The organism is Cupriavidus sp. H18C1, assembly GCF_049311595.1.
Classification (GTDB): domain Bacteria; phylum Pseudomonadota; class Gammaproteobacteria; order Burkholderiales; family Burkholderiaceae; genus Cupriavidus; species Cupriavidus cauae.
In genome coordinates this window covers 651,570-676,249 of record NZ_CP186008.1, presented here as the reverse complement: position 1 = coordinate 676,249, position 24,680 = coordinate 651,570, and the positions used below count along the sequence as shown (strand labels likewise).

Here is a 24,680-nt window from a genome sequence, read left to right as displayed (position 1 = left end):
CAACCATAAGATTCATCCTGGAGATACGCATGGCCGCCGGCTACATCATCGCCTACGTCGACGTCACCGATCCGCAGCAGTACGAGCAGTACAAGGTCCTGTCCAGCAAGGCCATGCAGGAGCATGGCGCCGAGGTGCTGGTGCGCGGCGGCCGCACGGTCCCGCTCGAAGGGGATTGGGCGCCCACCCGCGTGGTGCTGCTGAAGTTCCCCCAGCGTCGAGGCGGCACAGGCGTTCCATGACGGCGAGACCTACCGCGCGGCCCGTAAGGCGCGCGAGCATGCGGCCCGGATGAACATGATCGTGGTCGAGGGCCTTTGAGCTTCGACCGGGCGTTGCCTGACGCGGGTCTCCACGCGGAGCGCTTCCGACGCGGTGCAACGCAGTACCAGACGCAGTGCACGGACGCAGTGCACGGACATTCCGAGCTTCACCAGATCTAGATCAAGAGGAATCCATGAGTGCAATCGTAGATATCATCGGTCGCGAGGTTCTCGACTCGCGCGGCAACCCGACCGTCGAATGCGACGTTCTGCTCGAATCGGGCGTGATGGGCCGCGCCGCGGTGCCGTCGGGCGCGTCGACCGGCTCGCGTGAAGCGATCGAACTGCGCGATGGCGACAAGTCGCGCTATCTGGGCAAGGGCGTGCTGAAGGCCGTCGAGCACATCAACACCGAGATCTCCGAAGCCATCATGGGCCTGGACGCCTCCGAGCAGGCCTTCCTGGACCGCACGCTGATCGACCTGGACGGCACCGAGAACAAGAGCCGCCTGGGCGCCAACGCGATGCTGGCCGTGTCGATGGCGGTCGCCAAGGCCGCCGCCGAGGAAGCCGGCCTGCCGCTGTACCGCTACTTCGGCGGTTCGGGCGCGATGCAGATGCCGGTGCCGATGATGAACATCGTCAACGGCGGCGCGCACGCCAACAACAGCCTGGACATCCAGGAATTCATGATCATGCCGGTGTCGCAGAAGAGCTTCCGTGAAGCGCTGCGCTGCGGCGCCGAGGTGTTCCACGCGCTCAAGAAGATCCTGGCCGACAAGGGCATGTCCACCGCGGTCGGCGACGAAGGCGGCTTCGCGCCGAACTTCGCCTCGAACGAGGAATGCCTGAACACCATCCTGCAGGCGATCGAGAAGGCCGGCTACCGCGCCGGCGAGGACGTGCTGCTGGCGCTGGACTGCGCCTCGAGCGAGTTCTTCCGCGAGGGCGAGGACCTGTATCACCTGGAAGGCGAAGGCCTGACGCTGAATTCCACCCAGTGGGCCGACTACCTGGCCAACCTGTGCGACAAGTTCCCGATCGTGTCGATCGAGGACGGCATGGCCGAAGGCGACTGGGACGGCTGGAAGGTGCTGACCGACAAGCTGGGCAAGCGCGTGCAGCTGGTCGGCGACGACCTGTTCGTCACCAACACCAAGATCCTGAAGGAAGGCATCGACAAGGGCATCGGCAACTCGATCCTGATCAAGATCAACCAGATCGGCACGCTGACCGAGACCTTCGCGGCGATCGAGATGGCCAAGCGCGCCGGCTACACGGCCGTGATCTCGCACCGTTCGGGCGAGACCGAGGACAGCACCATCGCCGATATCGCGGTGGGCACCAACGCCGGCCAGATCAAGACCGGCTCGCTGTCGCGTTCGGACCGCATCGCCAAGTACAACCAGCTGCTGCGCATCGAGGAAGACCTGGGCGATATCGCCAGCTACCCCGGCAAGAGCGCGTTCTACAATCTGCGCTAAGCCCGGGAGTCGGCGGGTGTGCGGCGGCCTCGGCCACCGCACATCTCGCGCACCGGCGCCGCCACCCGCCCAGTCGTCCGTTTCCTAATTGCCCATGCGCCTGATTACGTTGCTGTTGTTCGTGGTGCTGCTCGCGATCCAGTATCCCCCTGTGGCTGGGCAAGGGCGGCTGGTTGCGCGTGTGGGAATTGAACAAGCAGGTCGGCGAGCAGACCGCCCGCAACGAACAGCTCAAGCGCCGCAACGCGAAGCTCGAGGGCGAGGTGCTGGACCTGCAGGACGGCACCGGCGCGGTCGAGGAACGGGCGCGCTACGAGCTCGGCATGGTCAAGGACGGCGAGGTGTTCATCCAGTTCGTCGCACCGGCCCCCCAAGGTCAGCGCCACGCCGCCGCTGCCGCCGCCTCCGGCGACGAAGCCGGGCTCCGGCGGGCACTGAGCGGGCGACCGAGAAACGACCGAGCATCAGGCTGTCGCCGGCTCGGCGCTCACACCAGCCGCTTCACCGCCCCCCCGCTTCACCGCCGCCCACTTCAGCACGGCCGGCTTCACCACGGCGCGATTCACACGGACCGCTTCACCGCAGTCCGCCTTAACGCAGCCCGCTTCACCACCACCAGTACGGATAACCGCCCCAGCCCCAATAGCCGGGCGACCCGATGCTGACCCCGCCGCCCCAGCGGCCGCGGCCCCATCCCCCCGTAGTACAAACTCCAGCTCGACAGCGGATACGCCGGATAGGCGTAGGTCGACGCTCGCGCCCACGCCTGGGCCTGCTGATCACGGGCGATCGCGGCTTCCTGCTCGCGCAGCACCTGCTTGTTCAGCGCGTCCAGCCGCTTGCGTTCCTCGGGGCTCAGGGATGCGGCGGGTGCGCGCGATCCGGTATCGGGCGCCAGCCGGGCGGTCGGCGGCGACCCGTTGATGTCGCGCGGCAGACTGGCGGCGCACCCCGCGGCCAGCAGCGGCGCGGCCAGCAATGCAAGACGGATCGACGAAGGGATGGCCGGCATGATGACCTCCAGGCGGTGCGCGGATGTCGGGGAGACTTTGTTGACTTTGATTTTAGTGAGCCAGCAAAGTTTGCGGCTCACGGGGCGCCACAGGGTTTTTCCTCTCCCGCAGGCGGGAGAGGGGGGGGAAGAGGGCAGCGGCGGTGGGGATCGCGGTGGGGCGCGAAACCACCCCCCTCTCCCCCAACCCTCTCCCCCTGAGGGGGAGAGGGAGAACAACTGCGGAGTTTGTCAGACTGGCGCGGCCCAGCTCAGTGCCGTTGGACGCCGTTCAGCGCCGCTCGGGTCCCCCTCAGTTCCCCCTCAGTGCCCGTCAGCGCCGCTCAGTGCCGATGCCCCGCACCCTCGCCGACGCCCGTCGGCATCGCCGCGCCGCTGAACAGCTGCGCGCAGTCGACCGGGTCGAAGCGGTACTCCTGGCCGCAGAAGTCGCAGTGGATCTCCACCGAGCCGCGCTCGGCGACGATGTCATCGACCTCGGCCTGGCCCAGCGACTGCAGCATGTTCGCCACCTTGGTGCGCGAGCACGAGCAGCGGAAATGCGGCGTGCCGGGCTCGAACACGCGCAGCCCGGCGTCCTGCAGGTCCTCCCAGAACAGCCGCCGCAGCAGCGTATCCGGCTGTTCGGCCAGCAGTTCCTCGGTCTTCAGCGTGGCGCCGAGCTGGCAGGCGCGGTCCCAGGTATCGAGATCCTGCGCGCGGCCGTGGGCCGACAGCGGCGCGCCGGTCTCGCCGACCTGCGCGGGCGGGCGGCCGGGCCTGCCCTCCATCGTGCCGCCGTAGGAGGGCAGCTTCTGCAGCAGCATGCCGGCCGCGACGCGGTCGTCGGCGGCCAGCCACAGCCGCGTGTCGAGCTGCTCGGAGGCCTGCATATAGTGCTCGAGCACGGCGCTGATCGACGTCAGCGGTCCATGGGCGTCGGCCAGCGGCACGATGCCCTGGTAGGGCTGCTGGCCCGGCAACTTGTCGTGCGGGTCCAGCGTGATGGCGAAGCGCCCCTGGCCGTGCTGGTTGACCAGCTCCGCCAGCGTGGCATCGTCGGCGATCTCGACGTCTTCGGCCAGCTTCGCGGTGCCGCGCAGCGACAGGTCGGACAGGCATTCGACCACCAGCATGCGCACCGGCCCGTCGCCATGCAGCTGCATCACCAGCGCGCCGTTGAACTTCAGGTTGGCCGACAGCAGCGCGGCCGCGGCCATCATCTCGCCGAGCAGCCGGCGTACCGGAGCCGGATAGTGGTGGCGCTCCAGCGCTTCCTGCCAGCTCGATTGCAGCCGCACCAGTTCGCCGCGCACCGGGGCGGCGTCGAACAGGAATTTCTGCAGGGTGTCCGGGGTTTGGGTTTCAGTCACGATCATCCATCGGTGGGATCGGCCGGCGCGCGGGCGCTCAGCCGATGCGTTTCAATTCCTTCTTGTAGACGGCCTGGCGTGCCGCATACGTGTCGGTGTTGCGGTACAGGCCCGCCACTTCCTCGTCGCTCAGCTCGCGTACCGCCTTGGCGGGCGCGCCCAGGATCAGCGTCCGGTCGGGGAACACCTTGCCTTCGGTGACGATGGCGCCGGCGCCGACCAGGCATTCCTTGCCGATCACCGCACGGTTCAGCACCACCGCCTGAATGCCGATCAGCGCGCCTTCGCCGATCGTGCAGCCGTGCAGCATGGCCTGGTGGCCGATGGTGACGCGGTCGCCGATCGTCAGCGGGCAGCCCGGGTCGGTGTGCAGCACGGCGCCTTCCTGCACGTTGGTCGCTTCGCCGACGACGATGGGTTCGTTGTCGCCCCGGATCACCGCGCCCGGCCAGACGCTGGCTCGCGCCTTGAGCGTCACGTTGCCGATGACGGTGGCTTCGGCAGCCACGTAGGCGTCGGCATCGATGGAAGGGGCGGTATCGCCGAGCTGGTAAAGCGACATGGGGTCTCCTGTACGGGGTTCGTTTCTACATGGGGATGGCCGCCGAGCCTTAAAGGGCGTAATCCCGGGGCGTAATCCCGGGGCGTAATCCCGGGGCGTAACCCCGGGGCGTAACCCCGGGGCGTAATCCCGGGGCGTAACCCCGGGCATAGGTCGTGTGCGGCCGGGCGGTGCCGGCAAGGCTCTACAATCGCGGCAGACCGGATTTTACGCCCATGCCCGCCTACGCTGCCGAACCCGCCCCAGATCGCGATGCCACGGCGCCGATCGATCCAGATGCGGCCTCCTCGCCGCTTTCCCTGCGCCATCGGGCGCTCGCCGTGCTGGCGGAGCCCGATCCCGCCGCCAAGGCCGCCGCGGCCCGTGCATTGCGCGCCGCCGCACTGGAAGCCGGCGATGATGCCATCGGCGCCGCCCTGACGATCGCCGCCGCCGGCCCAGTGCCTGGCCGCCCGGCGCGTCCCGAGCTGGTGCCGCCGCAGAAGGTCGAGCGGCGCGGCTCGCTGCAGAATCCGGCGGGGCGCGCGGTGCTGATCCACGCGCTGGCGCATATCGAGTTCAACGCGATCAACCTGGCGCTCGACGCGGTCTGGCGCTTCGCCGGCATGCCGGCGGCCTACTACCGCGACTGGCTGCAGGTGGCCGACGAGGAGGCGCTGCACTTCACGCTGCTGGCCGCGCACCTGCGCAAGCTGGGCTTCGCCTACGGCGATTTCCCGGCGCACAACAGCCTGTGGGAGATGGCGGACCGCACCGCCGGCGACGTGCTGGCGCGCATGGCGCTGGTGCCGCGCACGCTGGAGGCGCGCGGGCTGGATGCCTCGCCGGTGGTCCGCACGCGGCTGGCCGACGCCGGCGATGCCGAGGCCGCGGCGATCATCGACATCATCCTGCGCGACGAGGTCGGCCACGTGGCGATCGGCAACCGCTGGTATCGCTGGCTATGCGCCGAGCGCGGCCTCGACCCGGTGGCCGCCTACGCCGAACTGGCCGAGCGCCACCAGGCGCCGCGGCTGCGGCCGCCGTTCAATCTGGCGGCGCGCCGCGCGGCCGGCTTCGACGAGGATGAGCTGGCCTGGCTGACGGGCAGCGGGGTAACCGGTAACCGAAGGAAGGACTGACCGGCTGGCGCGACCCGCTGACCCATCCCGCTCGCCCCTACCGCCTGACCAACCGGCTGGCCCAACCCGCCCAACCGCCTACAACCCGCTCACCGCCTAGCCGTTGCCCACGCGCGGTGCCGCGGCACGCTGCCGCGCCGCTTCCTCCTCCTGCAACCGCAGCACGCGGCGCTGGATCTTGCCGGTGGTCGTCATCGGCAGCTGGTCGATGAAGGCGATCGCCTTCGGATACTCGTACGGCGCCAGCTGTCCCCGCACGTGCTGCTGCAGTTCGGCGACCAGCGCGGCCTCGGCCTCGGCCGAGCGCTGCACGCCCGGCGTCAGCACGATGAAGGCCTTGACGATGGCGCCGCGCTCGGGGTCCGGCGACGGCACCACCGCGCAGTTCGACACCGCCGGATGCTTGAGCAGGCAGTTCTCGATCTCGCTCGGGCCGATGCGATAGCCCGAGGACTTGAAGACGTCGTCGGCGCGGCCCTGGTACCACAGGTAGCCGTCCTCATCGACGCGGGCGAGGTCGCCGGTGCGGCACCAGCGCAGGCCATCGTGCTCGACGAACTTGCCCTCGGTGGCCGCCTCGTTCTTCCAGTAGCCGAGGAAGAACACCGGATCGGGATGGCCGTGGATGTCGGTGGTGCAGACCGCCACCTCGCCGTCCTCGCCGGGCGGGCAGGGACGGCCTTCGTCGTCGACCACGGCGACGCGGTGGCCGGGGTAGGGCCGTCCCATCGAACCGGGCCGCGCCGGCCAGCCGAGCTGATCGTCGTCGTATTGCGCGGTGCAGTTGCCGACGATGTAGTTGATCTCGGTCTGGCCGAACATCTCGTTGACGATCACGCCGAAGGCCTCGCGGCACCAGTCGAACACGGTCTGGCCGACCGCCTCGCCGGCGCTCATCAGCGCGCGCAGCCGCAGGTCGTAGCGCTCGCGCGGGGCCGGGCAGGCCTTCATCATCTGCTTGAGCGCGGTCGGGAACAGGAAGGTGTTGGTGACGCGGTAGCGCTCCATCAGGCCGAAGGCGACCTCGGGCGAGAAGCGGCCCTGGTAGCCGACGATCGGCTTGCCGAAATACAGCGCCGGCATCAGCGCGTCCCACAGCCCGCCGGTCCAGGCCCAGTCGGCCGGGCTCCAGAACACATCGTCCTCGCGCGGATACCAGTTCTGCGAGCAGACGAATCCGGTCAGGTTGCCGATCAGCGCGCGGTGGGGCAGCAGTGCGCCCTTGGGCGGGCCGGTGGTGCCGCTGGTGTAGATCAGCACGGCGGCCTCGTCGGCCTTGGTCTGCTCGGCGGTGAATGCGTCGGCCTGGTCCGCGAGCACCGCGTCCCAGTCGCGGTCGCCCCGGCCCGCCGCGTCGCCGACGGCGATCACCGCCTGCAGCGCCGGACAGTCGCCGCGCGCGGCGAGCAGATTGTCGATCGAGGTCTCGTCGGCGATCGCCACGCAGGCCTCGCTGTGCTGCAGGCGATAGCCCAAGGCCTCGGGACCGAACAGCATCGACAGCGGCATCGCGATCGCGCCGAGCTGGTAGACCGCCATATGCGCGACCACGGTTTCGATCCGCTGCGGCAGCACGATCGCCACGCGGTCGCCGCGCCGGACCCCGAGTTCGCGCAGCGCGTGCGACAGCCGGTTGGCGTCGCGCTGGATCTCGCCGTAGCGATGCGCCGCGCGCCGGCCGTCCTCATGCTCGGTATGGACGGCGATGCGGTCGCGCGTGGCGGGGTCGCGCGCCCAGCGGCCGCAGCAGGCTTCGGCGAGGTTGAAGGTTTCGGGTACGTGCCAGTGGAAGTCGCGGTAGAGCGCGGAATAGTCGTCGCGCCGGCTGTCCGGCAGCGAGGATGCGGCCATGGTGGTCTCCGTTCTTGTGTCCGCGGCGTCGGGTGCCGCGGATCTTGTTGGCGTGCTGGCTGGCGTCGCGGACTCGCTTGTGGCTACAATCGCGGTAAATCGAACGAGCGTTCGATTTTGTCGGACTGAGGGCGTGGTGGCCATCGACGGACCTCGCGGCAACCCTTGGAACGACCATCGTGACCATCGTGACCGTCACGATCAACGTGATCATCACGATCGCAATCATCACCACAGGCAGAGCAATCGCCGCAACCACACAGCCGACAAGGCGGGACAGGGCAGACCATGACGATCCGCGACACATCGCGCTCCGAATGTATCACGGTGCGTGGCCTCGATTACCACGTGCGCCACTGGGGCGAAGCGGGCGCGCCGAAGCTGTTCCTGCTGCATGGCTGGATGGACGTGGCGGCCTCGTTCCAGTTCCTGGTCGACGCGCTGCAGGGCCGCTGGCACGCGATCGCGCCGGACTGGCGCGGCTTCGGCCAGACCGGCTGGCCGACCCGCCATCCGGGCACGGCCTCGTACTGGTTTCCCGACTATCTGGCCGATCTCGAAGTCCTGCTCGACCACTATCAGCCGGACGGCGCGGTGGACCTGGTCGGCCACAGCATGGGCGCCAATATCGCGTGCTTCTACGCCGGTGTGCGTCCCGAGCGGGTACGCCGCGTGGTGGACCTGGAGGGCTTCGGCATGACGGCCACCCGGCCAGAGCAGGCGCCGCGGCGCTTCGCCCGTTGGCTCGACGAATTGCGCGAGCCGCCGACGCTGAAGACCTACGACAGCGTCGAGGCGGTCGCCGCGCGGCTGAAGAAGACCAATCCGCGGCTGCGTGACGACCGCGCGGCGTTTCTCGCCGAACACTGGTCGCGGCGCAACGGCGAAGGTCGCTGGGAGATCCTCGGCGATCCCGCGCACAAGCTGATCAATCCGGTGCTGTATCGCGTGGACGAGGCGATGGCGATCTGGGCCGCGGCGACCGCGCCGGTGCTGCACGTCGAGGCGCGCGACTCGGAGACGCTGCGCCATATCGCCCACAAGCAGAGCATCGCCGAGTTCAAGCAGCGCTTCGCCGCGTTCCGCGATTTCCGCGAGGTGATTCTCGACGACGCCGGCCACATGCTGCATCACGACCAGCCCGAAGCGGTCGCCGGGCTGATCGAGTCGTTCTGCGGCTGAGCTTGCCCGGGGCGCGGCCTGAGCCTCAGCCTCAGTCCGTGCCGTGCGTCAGCGCTTCCTTCAGCGCGGCGTTGTTGCTGGTGTGTATGTGGACCAGCGCCTTGTCGGGGAAGCGCGTAGTGGTAGGCGCGGCGCAGCGCCAGCGCGGCCTCGTGGAAGCCCGACAGGATCAGCTTCTGCTTGTTCGGATAGAAGGCGATGTCGCCGGCGGCGAAGATGCCGCGGCGCGAGCTCTCGTAGGTGGTGGTATCGACCAGGATGCGGCCGGCGCGCATGTCGAGGTCCCAATGCGCGATCGGACCCGGTTCGGACACCAGCCCGTACAGCGCGACCAGTTCATCGGCCGGCAGCGTCAGCGTGTCCTCGCGCGTGCGCACCTGCGCGGCCACCAGCGCGTCGCCCTCGGTCTGCAGGGCGCCCAGCATGCCGACGACGAAGTCCATTTCGCCCGCCGCCACCGCGGCACGCATCTCGGCGACCGTATGGTCGGCCGCGCGGAAGCCCTCGCGCCGATGCAGCAGCGTGACGCGCGCGGCCACCTTGCGCAGCGCCAGCGCCCAGTCCAGCGCCGAATCGCCGCCGCCGGCGACGATCACGCGCTTGCCGGCGAAGCGCGACACGTCGCGCACCGCGTAGTGCAAATGCCGGCCCTCCAGCGCCGCCGCCTCGGGCAGCGACACGCGCTGCGGCGCGAACGCGCCGGCGCCGGCGCAGATCAGCACCGCCGCCACCTCGAAACGCTTGCCGGCATCGGTGGCGACCAGCAGCCGCTGCGGCTCGCCCGGCAGCTCCTGCACGCCTTCGGCGCGCTGGCCGAAATGCATCGGCACCGCGAACGGCGCGCATTGCTCCAGCAGCCGGTCGACCAGGTCCTGCGCCAGGCAACCGGGCACGGCGGGGATGTCGTAGATCGGCTTCTCGGGATAGAGCTCGGTGCACTGGCCGCCGGCGCGGTCCAGCACGTCGATGATCTCGCATTGCAGGCCCAGCACCCGGGCCTGGAAGGCGGCGAACAGGCCCACCGGACCCGCGCCGACGATCAGCACGTCGGTGCGGACCGGTTCGGCGTGCGTCGCGGCGGGCGGGGTGGAAACGTCGGGGGAGGAGGAGGCCGGATGGGAGTTCTGCATGATCGGATCGTTGCGGTCGGCGTGCGCCATGGCGGCACGTCGCGCTGAAAGACTGGGGAGGCGTCCACTATACCCCGGCGCCGCCGCGCTTCCGGCTACGCCAGCGTTGGCGGCATGGCTATGCGCCACCGTGGACCGCAGTGGCCACCATTGGCCGCAGTCGCTGCCGTCGACCGCAGTGGCCACCATTGACAGCAGTGGCCACCGTCGACCGCAGTGGCCGCCGTGGGTCGCCGTGGACCGCCATGGGCGGGCCGTGCGCCGCGGTGCAGCGGCGCCCGGCTTCTGCGGACACGGAAGGCGCGGGAGTAGAATGACGGAATGCACGCTTCCCACGCCATCAACGCCGACCTGCATTGCCACTCGACCATCTCGGACGGCACGCTGCCACCCGCGGTCGTGGCCGAGCGGGCGCACGCCAACGGCGTCGAGATCTGGTCGCTGACCGACCATGACGAACTGGGCGGCCAGCTGATCGCGCGCGAGACCGCCGAGGCGCTGGGCATGCGCTATGTGCCGGGCGTCGAGATCTCGGTGACCTGGGCCGGCCAGACGGTCCATATCGTCGGCCTGCAGATCGACCCGCTGTGCCCCGAACTGATCGACGGCCTGACCGCGACGCGCTCGGGCCGCGCCCGGCGCGCGCAGGACATCGGCGACGCGCTGCACGCGGTCGGCATCGAGGGCGCCTACGAAGGCGCGCTGCGCTATGTCGGCAACCCCCGACCTGATCTCGCGCACGCACTTCGCCCGCTGGATGGTCGACGAGGGTATCTGCGGCAATATCTCCGAGGTGTTCGACCGCTATCTGACCGAAGGCCGTCCCGGCTATGTCGGCCATCGCTGGGCCACGCTCGGCGAGGCGGTCAAGTGGATCCGCGCCGCCGGCGGCATCGCCGTGATGGCGCACCCGGGCCGCTACGACTACACCGATACCCAGCACGACGCGCTGTTCGACGAATTCACCGCGCTTGGCGGCGGCGCCGTCGAGGTCGTGACCGGCAGCCATACGCCGGACCAGTACCGCCGCTACGCCGACGTCGCCCGGCACTACGGGCTGCTGGCCTCGCGCGGCTCCGACTTCCACGGGCCGGGCGAGGGGCGGGTCGAGATCGGCTCGCTGCCGCCGCTGCCGTCGTCGCTGACGCCGGTCTGGCACGACTGGTAAGCCGCCGGACCGCCCCATGTCGCAGTTCTTCGATATCCATCCGGTCGATCCGCAATCGCGCCTGATCAAGCAGGCCGCCCAGATCGTCGGCAAGGGCGGCCTGATCGCGCTGCCCACCGATTCGAGCTATGCGCTCGCCTGCCGGCTCGACGACAAGGGCGCGGTGGAGCGTCTGCGCCGGCTGCGCGGCATCGACGACAAGCACCACCTGACGCTGATGTGCCGCGACCTGTCCGAGCTCGGCAACTTCGCGCGGGTCGACAACCGGCAGTACCGCTGGATCAAGGGCGCCACGCCCGGGCCTTACGTGTTCATCCTCGAGGCCACCAAGGAAGTGCCGCGGCGGCTGTCCCACCCGGCCCGCAAGACCATCGGCGTGCGCGTGCCCGACCATGCCATTCCCCAGGCGCTGTTGAACGAACTGGGCCAGCCGATGATCAGTTCGACGCTGCAATTGCCCGGCGACGTCGCGCCGCTGGACGATCCGCTGGAAATTCGCGAGCGCCTGCAGAAGCAGCTCGATCTGGTGATCTGCGGCGGCACCGCGCCCGCGCATGCCTGTACGGTGATCGACCTGACCAGCGGCGAACCGGTGCTGCTGCGCGCCGGCCGCGGCGATGTCGCCCGCTTCGGGCTGTGAGCGCGGCATCATGCCGCTGCCCGGCCCGGACCGCCCCACGAAACGGCGTGGCGGCCGGTGCCCGCCGTTACAATAGCGCCCCATGGACGCCTCTCTGATTCAGACCTTCGCGGTCTACGCGCTGCCCGTGCTGTTCGCCATCACGCTGCACGAGGCCGCGCATGGCTATGTGGCCAAGCTGTTCGGTGACAACACCGCCTATATCCTCGGCCGGGTCAGCCTCAACCCGGTCCGCCATATCGATCCGATCGGCACCATCGCGGTGCCGCTGCTGCTGTACCTGGTCACCAGCGGTCAGTTCGTGTTTGGCTACGCCAAGCCGGTGCCGGTCGCCTTCGGCCGGCTGCGCAATCCGCGCTGGCACAGCATGTGGGTCGCGCTGGCCGGCCCGGGCGCGAACCTGGTGCAGGCCTTCGCCTGGGCGCTGGTCGCGCTGGGGCTGGTGCTGGCCCAGGTCGACGAACCGTTCTTCGCGCAGATGGCGCGCGCCGGCGTGCTGGTCAACCTGGTGGTGGCGGCGTTCAACCTGTTTCCGATTCCGCCGCTCGACGGCGGGCGCGTGCTCAGCGCCTTGCTGCCGCAGCGCATGGCCTACGCGCTGTCGAAGATCGAGCCGTACGGCATCTTCGTCGTGCTGGCGCTGGTCGCCGCCGGCGTCATCACCCGGGTCTGGATGCAGCCGGTGATGGGCCTGCTGGGCTCGCTGGTCCAGCTGCTGCTGGCGCCGATCCTGGCGCTGGTGCAATGACGCTGGCGCAATGATTTCCTGAAAGACTGATTACAACGACATGTTCCCCGATCGCGTTCTCTCCGGCATGCGGCCTACCGGCGCGCTGCATCTTGGCCACTACCATGGCGTGCTGAAAAACTGGGTCAAGCTGCAGTCGGAGCACCCGTGTTTCTTCTTCGTGGCCGACTGGCACGCGCTGACGACGCACTACGAGTCGCCCGAGGTGATCGGCCAATCGGTCTGGGAAATGCTGACCGACTGGCTGGCCGCCGGCGTCGATCCGGAGCAGGCGACGCTGTTCATCCAGAGCCGCGTGCCCGAGCACGCCGAGCTGTTCACGCTGCTGTCGATGGGCACGCCGCTGGGCTGGCTCGAACGCGTGCCGACCTACAAGGACCAGATCGAGAAGCTCAAGGACAAGGACCTGGCGACCTACGGCTTCCTTGGCTATCCGCTGCTGCAAGCGGCCGACATCCTGATCTATCGCGCCGACAAGGTGCCGGTGGGCGAGGACCAGGTGCCGCACGTCGAGATCACCCGCGAGATCGCGCGCCGCTTCAACTTCCTGTACGGCCGCCAGCCGGGCTTCGAGGAGAAGGCGCAGGAGGCCGCGAAGAAGCTGGGCGGCAAGCGTACCCGCGTGTTCCTCGACCTGCGCAAGACCTTCCAGGAGCAGGGCACCGACAGCGCGCTGGAAGAGGGCCGCGCGCTGGTCGCGCAGTCGCAGAGCCTGTCCAATGACGATCGCGAACTGCTGCTCGGCTATCTGGCCGGTTCGCGCAAGACCATCCTGGTCGAGCCGCAGGCGCTGCTGACGGCCGCGTCGCGGATGCCCGGGCTCGACGGCCAGAAGATGTCGAAGTCCTACGGCAACACGATCCGCATGCGCGAGGACAAGGACTCGGTCGAGAAGAAGGTCCGCACGATGCCGACCGATCCGGCACGGGTGCGCCGCACCGATCCGGGCGAGCCGGCCCGCTGCCCGGTGTGGCAGCTGCACCAGGTGTATTCCGACGAGCCCACGAAGGAATGGGTGCTCAAGGGCTGCCGCAGCGCCGGCATCGGCTGCATCGAGTGCAAGCAGCCGGTGATCGAGGGCATCCTGCGCGAGCAGCAGCCGATGCTCGAGCGCGCCCAGCCGTACATGGACAATCCGGCCCTGCTGCGCGATATCGTCGACCATGGCTGCGCCAAGGCCAGCGCGGTCGCGCAGGAAACCATGCGCGACGTGCGCGAGGCCATGGGGCTGGGATACCGCTGATGGGCTCGCTGCCGCCGCCCGTGCCCTCCATGCCGCCTTCCGTGCCGTCGCCCACGCCCTCGTCCATGCCCGTCGGCGCGCCCCATGCCGCGATCGGCGAGCCCTCGCCCTGGCTGGTGCGCTGGACGCCGTTGCTGCGCGCCGGCGGCCGCGTGCTCGACCTGGCCTGCGGCAGCGGACGCCATGCGCGCTGGCTGGCGGAGCGCGGCTTCGACGTGCTTGGCGTCGATCGCGATGCCGCCGCGCTGGCCGGGCTGCCAAGCCCGGTGCGGACGCGGCAGGCGGACCTGGAGCAGGGCGCCTGGCCGCTGGCCGACGAGGCGCCGTTCGACGCGGTGATCGTCACCAACTATCTGCATCGACCCTTGTGGCCGCATCTGATCGATGCACTGGCGCCCGGCGGCGTGCTGGTCTACGAAACCTTCGCGGTGGGGAACGAGACGGTCGGCAAGCCGTCCAACCCCGATTTCCTGCTGCGGCCGAGCGAATTGCTGGAGGCGGTGCGCGACAGGCTGCGGGTCGTCGCCTACGAGGACGGCGTGATCGAAGTGCCCCGGACGGCGTTCGTGCAGCGCATGTGCGCCGTGCGCGAGGCACTGCAGGACGCTGGGGCGGCGCGGCCGCCACGCTACCGGCTGGACGGGTGATTTGCGCCAGGTGATGCCGGCGCGATGTCAGCCTGCAAGCGGGCCGATGCGTTCATCCACTTAGTGTTTGCCCGGGTAGGCAGGGGTGGCCGGTGTGCTTCGGCGGCCAATTCGTATCCGGTACAATCCCGCTATTCGAAATCTCGAAAACCATACGAGCTATGACACAGATTACCGGCAGCATCGTCGCCATCGTGACGCCGATGCAGGAGGATGGCAGCCTGGATTACGCCGCGCTGCGCAGCCTGATCGACTGGCACGTCGCCGAAGGCACCGATGGCATCGTGATCGTCGGTACCACGGGGGAATCGCCCACCGTGTCGGTCGAGGAGCATTGCGAGCTGATCCGGGTCGCGGTCGAGCAGGCCGCCAGGCGCATCCCCATCATCGCCGGGACCGGCGGCAACTCGACGCGCGAGGCGATCGAGCTGACCGCCTTCGCGAAGCAGGTCGGCGCCGATGCGTCGCTGCAGGTCGTGCCCTACTACAACAAGCCGACGCAGGAAGGGATGTACCGGCATTTCCGCACCATCGCGGAAGCGGTCGATCTGCCGGTGCTGCTGTACAACGTGCCGGGACGCACCGTCGCCGACATGAGCAACGACACCATCCTGCGCCTGGCCCAGGTGCCGGGCGTGGTCGGCGTCAAGGAGGCCACCGGCAATATCGACCGCGCGGCCCAGCTGATCAAGGACGCGCCGGAAGGCTTCGCGATCTACAGCGGCGACGATCCCACCGCGGTCGCGCTGATGCTGCTGGGCGGCCACGGCAATATCTCGGTGACCGCCAACGTGGCCCCGCGCAAGATGCACGAGCTGTGCGTCGCGGCGCTCAAGGGCGATGCGATCACCGCCCGCCGCCTCCACATGGAGCTGATCGCGCTGAACAAGGCGCTGTTCATCGAGGCCAACCCGATCCCCGTCAAGTGGGCGCTGCAACAGATGGGCAAGATGGCCGGCGGCATCCGCCTGCCGCTGACGCCGCTGTCGTCCGACCACCACGAGACGGTGCGCCGCGCGCTGGCCGGCGCCGGGCTGCTCGCCTGATCGATCCCTTTTTTCTTTCGCGCCAAGCGGTCATTCCCTTCACTAGGATTGCGTGTCAATGAAACTCAAGCTTAACCGCCATGGCGTGCCGCACGGCCGCCGTGCCGCCCTGGTCTTGCCGCTGCTTGCGCTCGGCATGACCGCTGGCTGCAGCACCGTCAACGACATGATGCAGGCCGACAAGATCGACTACAAGTCGGCCGCCGTGGCCAAGCGCACCTCGACGCTCGAGGTGCCGCCGGACCTGACCAAGCTCGACGGCGACCGCCGCTATTCGGTGCCCGAGCAGGCCGGCGCGACGTTGTCCGGCTACCAGCAGGCCACCAGCACCCAGCCCAAGGTCGCCGGCACCAACGTGCTGCCGTCGGCGGAAGGCATCCGCGTCGAACGCGACGGCAACCAGCGCTGGCTCGTCATCAGCAACGGCATGGCGCCCGACCAGCTGTGGCAGACCATGCGCGAGTTCTGGCAGGAGAACGGCTTCCTGCTGGTACAGGACTCGCCCGAGACCGGCATCATGGAAACCGACTGGGCCGAGAACCGCGCCAAGATTCCGCAGGACTTCATCCGCAATACGATCGGCAAGGTGTTCGACAGCCTGTATTCGACCTCGGAGCGCGACAAGTTCCGCAGCCGCGTCGAGAAGGGCCAGAACGGCAACCTGGAAGTCTTCATCAGCCATCGCGGCGCCAAGGAAGAGCTGACCGGCCTGGACAAGTCGCAGACGGTGTGGACCCCGCGCGCGGCCGATCCCGAACTGGAAGCCGAATTCCTGTCGCGCCTGGCGCAGCGCCTGGGCGTGCAGAAGGAACAGGCCGACCGCATGGCCAAGAACGGCACGCTGCCCGCACCGGCGGGCGCCGCCAAGCCGGCCGCACCGGCCGACGCCGGCGCCGGCAAGACGGCTGCGACCGCCGCCGCTTCGGCGAGCTATCTGACCCAGGTCAACGGCGCGCAGGCGCTGCAGCTGCCCGAGCCGTTCGACCGCGCCTGGCGCTCGGTCGGCCTCGCGCTGGACCGCGTCAACTTCACGGTGGAAGACCGCGACCGCGGCCAGGGCCTGTACTACGTCCGCTATGTCGACACGCGCGACACGGTCAACGACAACCGCGGCTTCTTCTCCAAGCTGTTTACGCGCAGCGGCGGCGATGCCGCGCGCCAGGCGAAGAAGTACCGCGTCTCGCTGAAGGGCAGCGGTTCGGGCACCACCGTGACCGTGCTGAACGACGCCGGCCAGCCGGAGTCGACCGAGATCGCCAAGCGCATCCTGACGCTGCTCGACGAGCAGCTGCATTGAGCGCTGGATTGAGCGCTGCATTGCACGGACCTGCGATGCCGGGCCGCCGCGCCGCTGCGGTCCGGTTTGCCGCCGCGGTCCGCCCGGGCATGGGGTGGACGCGGCGATGATGCGGTTCGGCTTTCTCGGCAGCGGCAGCGAAGGCAATTCGCTGCTGATCGAATCGCGTGACGGCGCCAGCGTGACCCGTGTGCTGCTCGACTGCGGCTTCGGCCTGCGCGAGACCGCGCGGCGGCTGGAGCGGCTGGGCGTCACGCCCGACGGGCTCGACGCGGTGCTGGTCACGCACGAACACGGCGACCATGTCGGCTCGGCCTACGCCTTTGCCGCCCGGCATGGGCTGCCGGTCTTCACCACGCATGGCACCTGGCTGGCGACCTCGCATCTGCGCGGCGCCGACAAGGCCGATGTGCGGGTGATCGGCGCCGACTACGCGTTCGAGATCGGCAATCTGCAGGTGCTGCCTTACACCGTGCCGCACGATGCGCGCGAGCCGGTGCAGTTCGTGCTGTCGGACGGCGATGCGCGCCTGGGCGTGCTGACCGATGCGGGAATGGAAACGCCATACCTGGTGGCCCGTCTCGCCGGCGTCGACGCGCTGGTGCTCGAGTGCAATCACGACCGCGAGATGCTGCGCAACTCGGTGTATCCGCCGTCGCTGAAACGGCGCATCGGCGGGGACTTCGGCCATCTGGCCAACGAGGTGGCCGCCGCGATCCTGGCGCGCGTCGCGCACGGCGGTCTTGGCCGCGTTGTGGCGGCCCATCTGAGCCAGCAGAACAATACGCCGGCCCTGGCGACTGGGGCGTTGGCCGCGGCGCTCGGCACGGTGGCGGACGATATCCTGGTGGCGGACCAGTACGAAGGGCTGGGCTGGCAGGCGGTGAAGGGATGAATCAGTACGAAGGCCTGGCTGGCAGGCGGTGAAGGGATGAATCGGACGCGATAAATCGCCAGGCCCGGATGTGGAATCACAACGCGGCGAGCGCCCATAAAAAACCGGCCCGAAGGCCGGTTTTTTCGTTCGGGCGAACGCTTACTTGGCTTCAGCAGCCGAAGCGTCAGCGGCCGGAGCCGAAGCGTCAGCAGCCGGGGCCGAAGCGTCGGCAGCCGGAGCAGCAGCGGTGTCAGCAGCCGGAGCCGAAGCTTCGGTAGCCGGAGCGGTAGCAGCCGGAGCAGCGGTGTCAGCTGCGGGAGCGGCTTCTTCCTTCTTGCCGCAAGCGGCGACGGCAACAGCAGCCAGCAGGGAAGCGATCAGGAGAGACTTCTTCATTGTTCGTCCTTTAACTTGTAATAGAAAGAAAAACAGGCGATGAATAATTACCGGTAATTATCGCTCGTGAACTTCAATTTAATGGCTCTCCCCGGTGCCGTAAATGCATTGGTCCACAGTACGAGCCAGCTGGCGATTATATCCACGTTTTCCCGGCTTGTGTAGCGCCGTCATTTGCTGACCACACTGTTACGCATTATTACACCGCGGCCGGTGCCAGCTGCAGCCAGCCCTCCAGCGTCCAATGGTGAAATGTCTCCATCAGCTCCGGCAGCTCCGCGCATTCGCCGACCTCGGCGGCGGTCAAATGGCGCCGATCGGCCAGCCGACGCAGCCAGCCGGCCAGTTCGCCGGGGACTTCGTAAGCTTCGCCATTGAGGAAGAAGTGGCTGCGGTCGTATAGCGCGATCGAGGCCGGCGCCAACACAATGCCGTGCGTTCTTGCCAGTTTCGCGTATTTTCCCGCGGCGATTTGCGGAACCTCGGCGAACTCCACGCCGGGCTTCGGTTCGGACAGATGCGTGCCGATAAACTCGGACACCATGTCATTGGACCAGCGCAACGCCTGCAGCCGTTGCGCAACGGTTCGGGCGAGATCCGCGGGCAGTTGCGCGGGACGCGAAGTGGCCGCTTGTCCGGGATCGGCATAACGCCCGGACAGCGCCTCGTTGTCCTCCACGGTTTCCGACAGCCACGCCAGAAAATGTCCGGCCAGCTCGCGGTAGGCCGGCGCGCGGAAACCGATCGAGCAGGTCATGCACTCGCCCTCGGCGACGCCGTCATGGGCGTATTGCGGCGGCAGGTACAGCATGTCGCCGGGCTCGAGCACGAACTCCTGTTCCGCTTCGAATTCGGCCAGTATCTTTAAAGGAAGATCGGGCACCAGCTCGAGCAGGTCTTGCGACGAGATGCGCCAGCGGCGTCGGCCCGAAACTTGCAGCAGGAACACGTCATAGGAGTCGAAGTGCGGGCCGACACCGCCGCCGTCGGTGGCATAGCTGACCATCACGTCGTCCAGGCGCGCGTCGGGAATGAAGCGGAATTGCCCCATGAGCGCGGCCGCCGCGCTATTGTGGAGGTTCACGCCCTGGACCAGCAGCGTCCATTGGCGCGCCTTGGTCGATGGCAGATTGTCGGCGGCAAAGGGGCCGTGCGCCAGTTTCCAGCGGTTGCGGAAGTGGGTGACCAGCCGCGATTCGACGTCGTCGCGGTCGGCCAGCTCGAAAAGCGCTTCCCGCGAGACAGGGGGGCACGATATCGGAGATGGCTTGTCGAACCAGCAGGGGTTTGCGGTGCCAGATATCACGCATGAATGCGGCGGGCGTCATGCCCCCGAGCAGCTGAAGTGGCGCATCCGGATCCACCGGGCCGCGGGGCAGGGCCTGCGCGTATAATGCGGAATCGTTCATGGAGTGAAGAATTGAAAATCGCGAAGAACACGGTTGTGTCCGTGGTGTACAAGCTGTCGGATGCGCAGGGCAATCTGATCGAAGAATCGGATGAGCCGATGGTCTACTTGCACGGCGGCTATGATGGCACGTTCCCCAAGATCGAGGAAGCACTCGACGGTCATGCCGCAGGCTTCGAGACGCAGTTGCAGCTCGAGCCCGAGGATGCCTTCGGCGACTACGACGCCGAACTGGTCAAGGTCGAGCCGCGCGATCGTTTTCCCGAACCGCTCGAAGTCGGCATGCAGTTCGAAGGCGTGCCCGAGGACGGCGACGAAGAGGATTCGGTGATCTATACCGTCACCGACGTCGCCGAGGACAAGGTGGTGCTCGACGGCAACCATCCGCTGGCCGGCATGGCGCTGCGTTTCTGGCTGAAGGTCTCCGAGGTCCGCGAAGCGACCGCCGAGGAAGTCGAGCATGGCCACGCGCATGGCGCGTCGGGTATCGAAGTGGTCGACGAGGACGAGGACGACGACAGCCCGCGGACGCTGCACTGATCGACGTATGCATCCATCGAACGGAAAAGCCGGCATTGCCGGCTTTTTCGCTTTCTGAAGAGCCGGCGCGGGGGGCTAGTTCTTGCCCGCGCCGTCCTGCAGCGCGACCGAGAACAGCGAACGCGAATCGGGCGAGATCGTCAGCTCGGTCCACTGCTTCGGCGAGCCCACCGGCAGCGCGACGCGCGTGAAGCTGCGGATCGTCTTGCCCTTGGCATCGCGCAGCGGCGTATCGATGCCGAAGCCGCCGATGCTGCTGTGGATCAGCAGCACCTGCCCGCGATAGTCGCTGACGAGCTCGCGCAGCTGCCGCTTGAATTCGAGATAGCCGTCGCGCTGGCGATGGCGCAGAAAACCGTCGAGCAGCGTCGGCTTGCCGCGCTTCTCCCAGCCGTTGCCGAACTGCGGGTCGCCGTGGATCACCAGCACGATGCCATCGAGCGATTCCTGCTCGGCGGCCGAGAACGCGCGCGCCAGCCATTGCCGGTTGGCCTCGCGGCGGTCTTCGAATTCGCCGTTGCGACCGGCCTCGGTGCGATAGTGGTTGTTGTCGTCGGGCACGTTCATGCCGACCAGCAGCACCTTGCCCGCCGTCCACCGGACGTTCTCGCGATAGCTGCGGAACTTGGCCTGGTCCGATTGCCGGATCAGCCGAAGCCTGCGCTGGCCCAGCGAATCGTCGTCCGGAAAGGCCAGCTCGCGCAGCCGCGCCAGCCGCTCGTCGGGATCGAAGCTGCCATTGATCGCCTGCTCGCATTCGGCCCAGTCGGTCTCGCCCGGGATATAGACCAGCGGCAGCGGCGACTGGTCGAGCAGCCGCAGCCGGCCGGCCAGCATCGCATCGGCGCACGACTCGGTGTCGCCCTTGATGCCGCCGGCATGGATCACGAAGGCGAGCTTGCGTTGCGCGAGGTTGTCCAGCAGTTGCTGCGTCGGCGCCTCGGCGTCGGGCCATTGCGGCAAGTCGGCGATCAGCGCGATGCGCACGAGCCGCGCGTCGGCGGCCTTGCCGCTGGCCTTGTCACCGGCCTTGCTGTCCGCCGACCGCGCCTTGGCGGCGACCGGCTGCGCGGTGGCGGCGCTCTGCGTCGACCACGCGCCCAGCAGCGCCGCCGCCAGCGCGATGGCCAGCAGCGGTCGGCACCACGGTGCCCGGCGGCGCGCGCTTGCCATCGTCATGCCGGCTGACCGGATTCCTCGGCCAGCGCCTTGAGCCGATACAGCGCGTCGAGCGCCTGCCGCGGCGTCATGCTGTCGGGATCGAGATCGCGCATCGCCTCGCCGAGCGCATCGTTCCCAGGTGCGATGGACGCGGCCGAGCCACCGTTGCGGTCATCGTCGTCGTCATCGTCCGAATCCGGCACCGTCGGCGCCGCGAACAGATCCAGCTGGGGCGTCGGCGTGGCGTCGGTCGATTGCTGCTCGAGCCAGGCCAGATGCTTGCGCGCGGCGCGGATGACCGGCTGCGGCACGCCCGCCAGCTGCGCGACCTGCAGGCCGTAGCTCTGGCTGGCCGGGCCGTCCTGCACGGCATGCAGGAAGACGATGCCGTCGCCGTGCTCGACCGCGGACAGGTGCACGTTGGCCGCCTGGGGAAACTCCTGCGGCAGCTGCGTCAGCTCGAAATAGTGCGTGGCGAACAGCGTGTGGCTGCGGTTGTGCGCCAGCAGATGGCGGGCGATGGCCCACGCCAGTGCGAGTCCGTCGAAGGTCGACGTGCCGCGGCCGATCTCGTCCATCAGCACCAGGCTGTGCGGCGTCGCGTTGTGCAGGATCGCGGCCGCCTCGGTCATCTCCACCATGAAGGTCGAGCGGCCGCCGGCCAGATCGTCGGCGGCGCCGATGCGCGTGAAGATCCGGTCGATCGGTCCGACCGTCGCGCGCCGCGCCGGCACGTAGGCACCGACGCAGGCCAGCAGCACGATCAGCGCGGTCTGCCGCATGAAGGTCGATTTACCGCCCATGTTCGGGCCGGTGATCAGCAGCAGCTTGCGCGCCTCGGTCAGGTGGCAGTCGTTGGCGATGAACGGCGTCGACTCCGCGGCCAGCTGGCCCTCGACCACCGGATGGCGGCCTTGCACGATGTCGATCACGTTCTCGTCGACGCGCTCGGGGCACGACCAGTCCAGCGTGCGGGCGCGTTCGGCGAGGGCGGCCAGCACGTCCAGGCGCGACAGTGCCGCCGCGACCCGGCGCAGCTCGCCGATATGTGGCAGCAGCAGTTGCAGCAGCTCTTCGTACAGCTGCTTCTCGCGCGCCAGCGCACGGTCCTGCGCCGACAGCGCCTTGTCCTCGAAGGCCTTCAGCTCCGGCGTGATATAGCGCTCGGCATTCTTCAGCGTCTGGCGCCGGCGATAGTCGTCGGGCACCTTGTCGGCCTGGCCGTTGGTGACCTCGATGTAGAAGCCATGCACGCGGTTGTATTCGACGCGCAGGTTGGCGATGCCGGTGCGGGTGCGTTCGCGCGCCTCCAGGTCGATCAGGAACTGGCCGCAGTTCTCCGAGATGTCGCGCAGCTCGTCGAGCGCGGCGTCGTAGCCGCGGGCGATCACGCCGCCATCGCGCACAGCCGTCGACGGCTCGGGTGCGATCGCGCGCGACAGCAGGTCCAGGCACTCCTGCGGCACCGCCAGCTCGGTGAGCGTCTGCGCCAGCAGCGGGGCGGTGTCGTCCGGCGCCACGCAGGCCTGTACGTCGGGCAGCGCGGCCAGCGTATCGCGCAGGGACGACAGGTCGCGCGGCCGTGCGCTCAGCAGCGCGAGCCGGGCGGTGATGCGCTCGACATCGGCGAGCCGGCGCAGGCGCGCGCGCAGCGTATCGAGATCCTGCGCCAGCAGTGCGCCGATGGCTTGCTGCCGCGCCTGCGGAATCGCGCGTTCGCGCAAGGGGTGATGGAGCCAATGGCGCAGCAGCCGGCTGCCCATTGCCGTGGCACAGGTATCGAGCAGCGAGAACAGCGTCGGGGATTCGCCGCCGCGCAGCGTCTCGGTCAGTTCGAGATTGCGGCGCGTGGCGGTGTCCAGCCCGACGAACTCGGTTTCGTGCTCGACCGTGACACCCTGCACATGGCGCAGCGATTGGCCCTGCGTGCTCGCCGCGTAGTTCAGCAGCGCGCCGGCCGCGCCGAGCGCCGCGCCCAGCGTGCGGCAGCCAAACGGATCGAGACTGGCGACGCCCAGTTGCTCGCGCAGGCGGCGCGCGCCGGCGTCCTGATCGAAGTGCCACTCGGGCAGCCGGGTACGCGCGCACGGATGCCCGGGCAGTTCGATGCCATCGGTGTGCAGCAACTCGGCGGGGCGGATGCGTTCGAGTTCGCGCGCGAGTTGCGCGGCCTCGCATTCCATCAGCCGCAGCTCGCCGCTGGCCAGGTTCAGCCAGGCCAGCCCGGTCTTGCTGACGCCGCGCCGCGTGGTCTGCTGGTGCACCGCCATCAGGAAGGTATCGGCCTTGTCGGGCAGCAGCGCCGCGTCGGTCAGCGTGCCGGGCGTGACGATGCGGACGACCTTGCGCTCGACCGGGCCCTTGCTCGTCGCCGGATCGCCAATCTGCTCGCAGATCGCGACCGATTCGCCGAGCTTGACCAGCCGGGCCAGGTATTGATCGACCGAATGAAAAGGGATGCCGGCCATGCGGATCGGCACACCATTGGAGCTGCCGCGCGCGGTCAGCGTGATATCGAGCAGCCGCGCGGCCTTCTCGGCGTCGTCGTGGAACAGCTCGTAGAAATCGCCCATCCGGTAGAACAGCAAGGTGTCCGGATGGTCCGCTTTGATGCGCAAATACTGCTGCATCATCGGCGTATGTTTTTCCGTGGCACCAGCCGATGCGCTGGCGGCCGCGGTAGTTGGCAGGTCTTCGGACATGCAATCCTCTCGGCGGGCCGCTGCGCATGGGCAGCGGCCGGGTTCGGAGCGTGCGCGAGGCCGTGGGCATCGGACGCAAATGCGCATTTTACTGCGCGTTGCGGCGGGGGACGGAGAGGAATTGGATGAAAAAGGCGGGAGGGCGCCGCGAATGGGGCGGCGGAGCGGTGCGAGCGCGCCCGGGGTCCGAGCCCTCAGGCGATACGCAGTTCCATCCGCCTGCCGAGGGCGCGGAAGGCGGCCTCGATCGTGTCGATCTTGGTGGCGTGATCGAGATTGACGATGCGCTGAACGTCCTGCGGACGGGTATCGAGCCGCCGTGCCAGTTCCGACTGACTGACCTTCTGCGCAAGCATCTCGTTCAGCAGCAAAACCTTCGCGGACAGGCTCGCTGGCAAGTCGACCAGTTCTTGCCCTGCCTTGGGGGCCGAGGGCATCGGCACAGGTCGCCGATCCTCGAAGTAGAACTCCATCGCCGTGACGAGGGCGTCGGCGGCCATCTCAAGGGCGTCTTCGCGCGAGTCGCCACAGGTCAGCGCCTCGGGGATGTCCGGGAAGGAAACCGCCACACCATCGTCGTCGGCGGTGAGGATGACGGGGTAGCGCAGCATGTCGAGTACTCCTGTGCGGTGGACCGATTCGGTTCCGGCTTCACGCCAATCCAAGTTGCTTCAGGATGGCCTTGCGCGTCGGCTCGGTGATCTCCCTTCCGGGATGTCGCGGCATCGTGCTCTGCCGGCCATTGAGGTAGACCTTCAGGTGCTTTCCGCCGTCGACGAAGGTCGCGCTTTGCCGGCAAAGCCAGCGTTTGAACTCGCTCTGCTTCACTTCGCCTCCGTCCTCGAACGGA

The 24,680-nt window shown here is 68.4% G+C and carries 19 protein-coding genes and 6 pseudogenes; 14 read left to right on the top strand and 11 right to left on the bottom strand.

Annotation, left to right across the window (positions count from 1 at the left end; genetic code table 11):
- Positions 1 to 29: 29 nt before the first annotated feature.
- From OJJOAM_RS03150 to ftsB, 3 genes and pseudogenes are all read left to right on the top strand, one after another.
- Positions 30 to 321, top strand: a pseudogene (locus OJJOAM_RS03150) (DUF1330 domain-containing protein).
- Positions 322 to 457: 136 nt separating this feature from the next.
- Positions 458 to 1,747 (top strand): phosphopyruvate hydratase, encoded by a 1,290-nt coding sequence (eno, locus tag OJJOAM_RS03145; protein WP_422648839.1) that lies wholly within the window; start codon positions 458 to 460, stop codon positions 1,745 to 1,747.
- 94 nt (positions 1,748 to 1,841) lie between these two features.
- Positions 1,842 to 2,185: pseudogene (gene ftsB, locus OJJOAM_RS03140) on the top strand (cell division protein FtsB).
- 168 nt (positions 2,186 to 2,353) lie between these two features.
- Here ftsB and OJJOAM_RS03135 read toward each other — a convergent pair.
- From OJJOAM_RS03135 to OJJOAM_RS03125, 3 genes and pseudogenes are all read right to left on the bottom strand, one after another.
- A pseudogene (locus tag OJJOAM_RS03135) lies at positions 2,354 to 2,759 on the bottom strand (hypothetical protein).
- 323 nt (positions 2,760 to 3,082) lie between these two features.
- The gene (locus tag OJJOAM_RS03130; protein ID WP_422648838.1) at positions 3,083 to 4,111 is read right to left on the bottom strand and encodes an Hsp33 family molecular chaperone HslO; all 1,029 of its coding nucleotides are present in this window, start codon (positions 4,109 to 4,111) and stop codon (positions 3,083 to 3,085) included.
- Positions 4,112 to 4,148: 37 nt separating this feature from the next.
- Positions 4,149 to 4,673: a gamma carbonic anhydrase family protein gene (locus OJJOAM_RS03125; RefSeq protein ID WP_149319284.1), complete on the bottom strand. Its 525-nt coding sequence runs from the start codon at positions 4,671 to 4,673 to the stop codon at positions 4,149 to 4,151.
- Between the two features lie 215 nt (positions 4,674 to 4,888).
- Here OJJOAM_RS03125 and OJJOAM_RS03120 point away from each other — a divergent pair, with 215 nt between their 5' ends.
- The gene (locus tag OJJOAM_RS03120; protein ID WP_422648837.1) at positions 4,889 to 5,794 is read left to right on the top strand and encodes a ferritin-like domain-containing protein; all 906 of its coding nucleotides are present in this window, start codon (positions 4,889 to 4,891) and stop codon (positions 5,792 to 5,794) included.
- 96 nt (positions 5,795 to 5,890) lie between these two features.
- Here the strand turns inward: OJJOAM_RS03120 and OJJOAM_RS03115 are convergent, their stop codons facing one another.
- Positions 5,891 to 7,645 (bottom strand): acyl-CoA synthetase, encoded by a 1,755-nt coding sequence (locus tag OJJOAM_RS03115; RefSeq protein WP_422648836.1) that lies wholly within the window; start codon positions 7,643 to 7,645, stop codon positions 5,891 to 5,893.
- Between the two features lie 288 nt (positions 7,646 to 7,933).
- Between OJJOAM_RS03115 and OJJOAM_RS03110 the strand changes: the two genes are divergently transcribed.
- On the top strand, positions 7,934 to 8,827 hold the full coding sequence (locus tag OJJOAM_RS03110) for an alpha/beta fold hydrolase (protein ID WP_422648835.1): 894 nt from the start codon (positions 7,934 to 7,936) through the stop codon (positions 8,825 to 8,827).
- 31 nt (positions 8,828 to 8,858) lie between these two features.
- On the opposite strand, the pseudogene OJJOAM_RS03105 reads toward OJJOAM_RS03110, so the two are convergent.
- Positions 8,859 to 9,957, bottom strand: a pseudogene (locus OJJOAM_RS03105) (NAD(P)/FAD-dependent oxidoreductase).
- Between the two features lie 321 nt (positions 9,958 to 10,278).
- Between OJJOAM_RS03105 and OJJOAM_RS03100 the strand changes: the two are divergent.
- The 8 genes and pseudogenes from OJJOAM_RS03100 (at position 10,279) to OJJOAM_RS03065 (ending at position 17,641) form a co-directional block, all read left to right on the top strand.
- Positions 10,279 to 11,125, top strand: a pseudogene (locus OJJOAM_RS03100) (3',5'-nucleoside bisphosphate phosphatase).
- Between the two features lie 16 nt (positions 11,126 to 11,141).
- Entirely contained in the window at positions 11,142 to 11,765 is a 624-nt protein-coding gene (locus OJJOAM_RS03095) for an L-threonylcarbamoyladenylate synthase (RefSeq protein WP_422648834.1), read from the top strand.
- 82 nt (positions 11,766 to 11,847) lie between these two features.
- Positions 11,848 to 12,513, top strand: coding sequence for a site-2 protease family protein (locus OJJOAM_RS03090; protein WP_422648833.1), 666 nt, complete (start codon positions 11,848 to 11,850; stop codon positions 12,511 to 12,513).
- Positions 12,514 to 12,553: 40 nt separating this feature from the next.
- Positions 12,554 to 13,756 carry a tryptophan--tRNA ligase gene (locus OJJOAM_RS03085; protein WP_149319277.1) on the top strand — a complete coding sequence of 401 codons (1,203 nt, stop codon included), beginning with the start codon at positions 12,554 to 12,556 and terminating at the stop codon, positions 13,754 to 13,756.
- A 65-nt stretch (positions 13,757 to 13,821) separates the two neighbouring features.
- The gene (locus OJJOAM_RS03080) at positions 13,822 to 14,403 is read left to right on the top strand and encodes a class I SAM-dependent methyltransferase (RefSeq protein ID WP_422648832.1); all 582 of its coding nucleotides are present in this window, start codon (positions 13,822 to 13,824) and stop codon (positions 14,401 to 14,403) included.
- Between the two features lie 161 nt (positions 14,404 to 14,564).
- A complete protein-coding gene (gene dapA, locus OJJOAM_RS03075) occupies positions 14,565 to 15,449 on the top strand; it encodes a 4-hydroxy-tetrahydrodipicolinate synthase (RefSeq protein ID WP_422648831.1) in 885 nt (294 codons plus the stop codon).
- Between the two features lie 58 nt (positions 15,450 to 15,507).
- Positions 15,508 to 16,746, top strand: coding sequence for an outer membrane protein assembly factor BamC (bamC, locus tag OJJOAM_RS03070; RefSeq protein ID WP_422648830.1), 1,239 nt, complete (start codon positions 15,508 to 15,510; stop codon positions 16,744 to 16,746).
- A gap of 106 nt (positions 16,747 to 16,852) precedes the next feature.
- The gene (locus OJJOAM_RS03065) at positions 16,853 to 17,641 is read left to right on the top strand and encodes an MBL fold metallo-hydrolase (protein WP_422648829.1); all 789 of its coding nucleotides are present in this window, start codon (positions 16,853 to 16,855) and stop codon (positions 17,639 to 17,641) included.
- Positions 17,642 to 17,782: 141 nt separating this feature from the next.
- Here the strand turns inward: OJJOAM_RS03065 and OJJOAM_RS03060 are convergent, their stop codons facing one another.
- Both OJJOAM_RS03060 and OJJOAM_RS03055 read right to left on the bottom strand, forming a co-directional pair.
- Positions 17,783 to 18,019 carry a hypothetical protein gene (locus OJJOAM_RS03060; RefSeq protein WP_043437644.1) on the bottom strand — a complete coding sequence of 79 codons (237 nt, stop codon included), beginning with the start codon at positions 18,017 to 18,019 and terminating at the stop codon, positions 17,783 to 17,785.
- Between the two features lie 199 nt (positions 18,020 to 18,218).
- Positions 18,219 to 19,428: pseudogene (locus OJJOAM_RS03055) on the bottom strand (JmjC domain-containing protein).
- A gap of 11 nt (positions 19,429 to 19,439) precedes the next feature.
- Here OJJOAM_RS03055 and OJJOAM_RS03050 point away from each other — a divergent pair.
- Positions 19,440 to 19,967: an FKBP-type peptidyl-prolyl cis-trans isomerase gene (locus OJJOAM_RS03050; protein ID WP_006576455.1), complete on the top strand. Its 528-nt coding sequence runs from the start codon at positions 19,440 to 19,442 to the stop codon at positions 19,965 to 19,967.
- Between the two features lie 75 nt (positions 19,968 to 20,042).
- On the opposite strand, the gene OJJOAM_RS03045 is transcribed toward OJJOAM_RS03050, so the two are convergent.
- The 4 genes from OJJOAM_RS03045 to OJJOAM_RS03030 all read right to left on the bottom strand — a co-directional run bounded on the left by OJJOAM_RS03045 (position 20,043) and on the right by OJJOAM_RS03030 (position 24,658).
- A complete protein-coding gene (locus tag OJJOAM_RS03045) occupies positions 20,043 to 21,146 on the bottom strand; it encodes a hypothetical protein (RefSeq protein ID WP_422648828.1) in 1,104 nt (367 codons plus the stop codon).
- Complete coding sequence (mutS, locus tag OJJOAM_RS03040; protein ID WP_422648827.1) at positions 21,143 to 23,830, bottom strand: DNA mismatch repair protein MutS; 2,688 nt, start codon at positions 23,828 to 23,830, stop codon at positions 21,143 to 21,145. Before mutS ends, OJJOAM_RS03045 begins: the two co-directional genes overlap by 4 nt.
- A gap of 194 nt (positions 23,831 to 24,024) precedes the next feature.
- The gene (locus OJJOAM_RS03035) at positions 24,025 to 24,441 is read right to left on the bottom strand and encodes a type II toxin-antitoxin system HicB family antitoxin (protein ID WP_174105795.1); all 417 of its coding nucleotides are present in this window, start codon (positions 24,439 to 24,441) and stop codon (positions 24,025 to 24,027) included.
- A gap of 40 nt (positions 24,442 to 24,481) precedes the next feature.
- Positions 24,482 to 24,658 (bottom strand): type II toxin-antitoxin system HicA family toxin, encoded by a 177-nt coding sequence (locus tag OJJOAM_RS03030; protein ID WP_422648826.1) that lies wholly within the window; start codon positions 24,656 to 24,658, stop codon positions 24,482 to 24,484.
- Positions 24,659 to 24,680 lie beyond the last annotated feature (22 nt).

What these genes read in the sequence shown, in the direction of transcription:
- eno (WP_422648839.1), top strand. Translation starts at nt 458, where the DNA reads ATGAGTGCAATCGTAGATATCATCGGTCGCGAGGTTCTCGACTCGCGC.
- OJJOAM_RS03125 (WP_149319284.1), bottom strand. Translation starts at nt 4,673, where the DNA reads ATGTCGCTTTACCAGCTCGGCGATACCGCCCCTTCCATCGATGCCGAC.
- OJJOAM_RS03120 (WP_422648837.1), top strand. Translation starts at nt 4,889, where the DNA reads ATGCCCGCCTACGCTGCCGAACCCGCCCCAGATCGCGATGCCACGGCG.
- OJJOAM_RS03115 (WP_422648836.1), bottom strand. Translation starts at nt 7,645, where the DNA reads ATGGCCGCATCCTCGCTGCCGGACAGCCGGCGCGACGACTATTCCGCG.
- OJJOAM_RS03110 (WP_422648835.1), top strand. Translation starts at nt 7,934, where the DNA reads ATGACGATCCGCGACACATCGCGCTCCGAATGTATCACGGTGCGTGGC.
- OJJOAM_RS03095 (WP_422648834.1), top strand. Translation starts at nt 11,142, where the DNA reads ATGTCGCAGTTCTTCGATATCCATCCGGTCGATCCGCAATCGCGCCTG.
- OJJOAM_RS03090 (WP_422648833.1), top strand. Translation starts at nt 11,848, where the DNA reads ATGGACGCCTCTCTGATTCAGACCTTCGCGGTCTACGCGCTGCCCGTG.
- OJJOAM_RS03085 (WP_149319277.1), top strand. Translation starts at nt 12,554, where the DNA reads ATGTTCCCCGATCGCGTTCTCTCCGGCATGCGGCCTACCGGCGCGCTG.
- OJJOAM_RS03080 (WP_422648832.1), top strand. Translation starts at nt 13,822, where the DNA reads ATGCCCGTCGGCGCGCCCCATGCCGCGATCGGCGAGCCCTCGCCCTGG.
- dapA (WP_422648831.1), top strand. Translation starts at nt 14,565, where the DNA reads ATGACACAGATTACCGGCAGCATCGTCGCCATCGTGACGCCGATGCAG.
- bamC (WP_422648830.1), top strand. Translation starts at nt 15,508, where the DNA reads ATGAAACTCAAGCTTAACCGCCATGGCGTGCCGCACGGCCGCCGTGCC.
- OJJOAM_RS03065 (WP_422648829.1), top strand. Translation starts at nt 16,853, where the DNA reads ATGATGCGGTTCGGCTTTCTCGGCAGCGGCAGCGAAGGCAATTCGCTG.
- OJJOAM_RS03060 (WP_043437644.1), bottom strand. Translation starts at nt 18,019, where the DNA reads ATGAAGAAGTCTCTCCTGATCGCTTCCCTGCTGGCTGCTGTTGCCGTC.
- OJJOAM_RS03045 (WP_422648828.1), bottom strand. Translation starts at nt 21,146, where the DNA reads ATGACGATGGCAAGCGCGCGCCGCCGGGCACCGTGGTGCCGACCGCTG.
- mutS (WP_422648827.1), bottom strand. Translation starts at nt 23,830, where the DNA reads ATGTCCGAAGACCTGCCAACTACCGCGGCCGCCAGCGCATCGGCTGGT.
- OJJOAM_RS03035 (WP_174105795.1), bottom strand. Translation starts at nt 24,441, where the DNA reads ATGCTGCGCTACCCCGTCATCCTCACCGCCGACGACGATGGTGTGGCG.